At 52.2% G+C, this 3,481-nt stretch carries 2 tRNA genes and 1 rRNA gene; all 3 read right to left on the bottom strand.

What is annotated here, in order from left to right:
• Positions 1–52: 52 nt before the first annotated feature.
• The 3 genes from D5269_RS16675 to D5269_RS16665 all read right to left on the bottom strand — a co-directional run bounded on the left by D5269_RS16675 (position 53) and on the right by D5269_RS16665 (position 3,335).
• Positions 53–127: transfer RNA gene (locus tag D5269_RS16675), tRNA-Glu, on the bottom strand.
• 169 nt (positions 128–296) lie between these two features.
• Positions 297–372: transfer RNA gene (locus tag D5269_RS16670), tRNA-Lys, on the bottom strand.
• 131 nt (positions 373–503) lie between these two features.
• Positions 504–3,335, bottom strand: a 23S ribosomal RNA gene (locus D5269_RS16665).
• Positions 3,336–3,481: the final 146 nt, after the last annotated feature.

The following is a 3,481-nucleotide window of genomic DNA, read 5'->3' as shown; positions in this document are numbered from 1 at the left end:
CTGTGTTCGGAATGGGAACAGGTGGATCCTCAACGTAATAAACACCAGCCTTTGGTGACCCGTGCGGGAATCGAACCCGCGTTACCGGCGTGAGAGGCCGGTGTCTTGACCGCTTGACCAACGGGCCGCTTTGGTGCGCCATCAGTCCGAGCGCCCGATCAATTTGCCAGTGGCAATTTGATCAGTGAGGAGTCCCTGTCCAAGAGCACAAGCCTGCGCTGTGCGATTGGCGGTTTATCTCCTCCTGTCGGACTTCTAACCGAACATTCCTGCTTCGGTTACGATGCCGCCCTTAATGGTGCGCCATCAGGGACTCGAACCCGGGACCCGCTGATTAAGAGTCAGCTGCTCTACCAACTGAGCTAATGGCGCGTGTAGCTTTCTCAGGTTTCCCTGATTGGAAGCCGTTCTCTCACCGCTTCCGCGCCGGATCTTCTCTAAGATGCTTTACGCACCCTCAAAATCGAACAATGAAAACGCCTATCTAAAACCTTATCCTTCGCTTGGTCAAGCCCTCGACCGATTAGTACCACCTTGCTGCACGCCTCACGACGCTTCCACATGTGGCCTATCTACCTTGTAGTCTTCAAGGGGTCTTACCTGCTTATGCAGTGGCATATCTTATCTTGAGGCCGGCTTCACGCTTAGATGCCTTCAGCGTTTATCCGATCCGCACTTAGCTGCCCAGCTATGCCTTTGGCAAGACAACTGGTGCACCAGAGGTGCGTCCATCCCGGTCCTCTCGTACTAGGGACAGCTCCTCTCAAATATCCTGCGCCCACGACAGATAGGGACCGAACTGTCTCACGACGTTCTGAACCCAGCTCGCGTACCGCTTTAATTGGCGAACAGCCAAACCCTTGGGACCGAATTCAGCCCCAGGATGCGATGAGCCGACATCGAGGTGCCAAACCTCCCCGACGATGTGGACTCTTGGGGGAGATCAGCCTGTTATCCCCAGGGTAGCTTTTATCCGTTGAGCGATGGCATTTCCACTCACATACCACCGGATCACTAACTCCAACTTTCGTTACTGCTCGAGACGTCCCTCTCGCAGTTAGGCTCGCTTTTGCGTTTACACTCAAAGGCATGGTTTCCGTCCATGCTGAGCGAACCTTTGAGCGCCTCCGTTACCTTTTTGGAGGCGACCGCCCCAGTCAAACTGCCCACCTAACAATGTCCCCCGACCGGTTTCACGGCCGCAGGTTAGAATTCCAGTACCTCAAGAGTGGTATCCCAACGTCGGCTCCACGAATACTGGCGTATTCGCTTCTCTGCCTCCCACCTATCCTGTACATGAAATACCGAAATCCAATATTAAGCTACAGTAAAGCTCCATGGGGTCTTTCCGTCTTGTCGCGGGTAACCGGCATCTTCACCGGTACTACAATTTCGCCGGGCGGGCTGTTGAGACAGTGTCCAGATCGTTACACCATTCGTGCGGGTCAGAACTTACCTGACAAGGAATTTCGCTACCTTAGGACCGTTATAGTTACGGCCGCCGTTTACCGGGGCTTCAATTCAGAGCTCTCACTCCTCCTCTTAACCTTCCGGCACCGGGCAGGTGTCACCCCATATACGTCATCTTTCGATTTAGCATAGAGCTGTGTTTTTGCTAAACAGTCGCCTGGACCTATTCTCTGCGGCTCACTCTCGTGAGCACCCCTTTTCCCTAAGTTACGGGGTCAACTTGCCGAGTTCCTTAACAACCCTTCTCCCGTTGGCCTTAGAATCCTCTTCCTGTCTACCTGTGTCGGTTTGCGGTACGGGTGCCTGAGATATCCACAGGGCTTTTCTCGCCTGTATCCAAGTATGCTTCCCTACTATGTTTCGGTCCCTTTCGCCCGGGGCAACCAACGCCCGGGTCATACCCTTCTACAGTGTCCTCCTGCTTAAATCTTTCGGCAGCTACGGAATCTCTACCGTATGTGCATCGGCTACGCCTTTCGGCCTCACCTTAGCTCCCGGCTAACCTGGAGCGGACGAACCTTCCTCCAGAAACCTTAGACTTTCGGCCATTATGATTCTCACATAATTCTCGCTACTCATTCCGGCATTCTCACTCGTATACAGTCCACATGCGCTTACGCTCATACTTCACCCCATATACGACGCTCCCCTACCATTCCTTGCGGAATCCCAAGCTTCGGTTACACGTTTAGCCCCGTTACATTTTCGGCGCAGAGTCACTCGACCAGTGAGCTATTACGCACTCTTTAAATGAGTGGCTGCTTCTAAGCCAACATCCTGGTTGTCTTCGCAACTCCACATCCTTCTCCACTTAACGTGTATTTGGGACCTTAGCTGTGGGTCTGGGCTTTTTCCCTTTTGACCACGAGACTTATCTCACGTAGTCTGACTGCTGTACATCAATTATCCGGCATTCAGAGTTTGATAAGGTTCAGTAACCTCTCGGCCCCTAGCCTATTCAGTGCTTTACCTCCGGTAATCTAATACAACGCTAGCCCTAAAGCTATTTCGGGGAGAACCAGCTATCTCCGGGTTCGATTGGAATTTCTCCGCTATCCACACCTCATCCGCCGCCTTTTCAACGGAGGTCGGTTCGGTCCTCCATGGGATTTTACTCCCACTTCAACCTGGACATGGATAGGTCACCCGGTTTCGGGCCCTACGCATGAAACTCACTCGCCCTATTCAGACTCGGTTTCCCTTCGGCTCCGCACCTGAAGTGCTTAACCTTGCTACATGCGTACGCTCGCCGGACCATTCTACAAAAGGTACCATATCACACTTTGACGTGCTCTATGTGCTTGTAGGCGCAGAGTTTCAGGTTCTCTTTCACTCCCCTCCCGGGGTCCTTTTCACCTTTCCTTCACAGTACTCTGCTCTATCGGTCACCAGGGAGTATTTAGGGTTGGAGGGTGGTCCCCCCGGCTTCCCACGGGGTTTCACGTGTCCCGCGGTACTCTGGATACTGCTCGCTGTCTTCACCTTTCGAATACGTGGCTCTCACACTCTTCGGCCTGCCTTCCCATGCAGTTCTTCTAGGTTACCTCAATGCTAAATGCAGTCCTCAACCCCGGCATCATTTCTGATCCCGGTTTGCCCTCTTCCGCGTTCGCTCGCCACTACTTGCGGAATCTCTGTTGATTTCTCTTCCTCGCCCTACTTAGATGTTTCAGTTCAGGCGGTTCCCCTGACGTACCTATGAATTCAGTACGCCATGACGGACCGTTACATCCGCCGGATTGCTCCATTCAGATATCTGCGGATCATAGCTTATTTGCAGCTCCCCGCAGCTTTTCGCAGCTTATCACGTCTTTCTTCGGCTCCTGGTGCCAAGGCATTCACTCTGTGCCCTTTGTAGCTTGACCATGCGCTAGAATCTTGGTTCTCTTTGAGTTTCGATATTGCTATCTTCCTCAGCTTATTGTAGTTTTCGTTACCCTTTATTTCTAAAGTTCTCTACTTTACAATTTGCAGATATTTGTTTCCATTGTTCAATTTTCAAGGTGCGTTG

Source organism: Anaerotruncus sp. 1XD42-93 (assembly GCF_009917605.1).
GTDB lineage: Bacteria > Bacillota > Clostridia > Oscillospirales > Ruminococcaceae > Anaerotruncus.
Note: the sequence above shows the minus strand (reverse complement) of the source record. Positions and strands in the feature narration are given on the sequence as shown.